This is a genomic window from Streptomyces sp. SP18CS02 (assembly GCF_036322365.1).
Classification (GTDB): Bacteria; Actinomycetota; Actinomycetes; order Streptomycetales; family Streptomycetaceae; genus Streptomyces.
The window spans coordinates 1-319 of record NZ_JAQYXC010000044.1 but is presented as its reverse complement, the minus strand read 5'-3'; the positions used below and the strand labels follow the sequence as shown (position 1 = coordinate 319).

The following is a 319-nucleotide window of genomic DNA, read 5'->3' as shown; positions in this document are numbered from 1 at the left end:
TTTTTGTGGTGGTGTGGGTGTGTTGGGTTTGTTTTGTTTTTTTTTTGTTGGTTTTTTTGGGTGGGGGTGTTTTTTTTTTTTTTTTTTGTGTTTTTTGTTTTTTTTTTTTTTTGGGTTTTTTTTTGGTTTGTTTTTTTTTTTTGGGGGGGGGTTTTTTTTGGGGGGGGGGGGGGGGGGGGGAGCGGGGGGGGGGGGGGGGGGGTGGGGGGGGGGGGCGGGGGGGGGGCGGCGCGCGGGCCGGGCGGGCGGGCGGCGGGCCCGGGGCGCGGGCGGGCCTGCACCCCGCCCCGCCCACGCCCCCACCACGCCCACGCGCACG

Annotated in this window: 1 pseudogene; it reads left to right on the top strand. The window is 61.8% G+C overall.

Annotated features, from left to right (window positions below):
• A pseudogene (locus PUR26_RS34470) lies at positions 1-319 on the top strand (hypothetical protein); the annotation flags it as partial.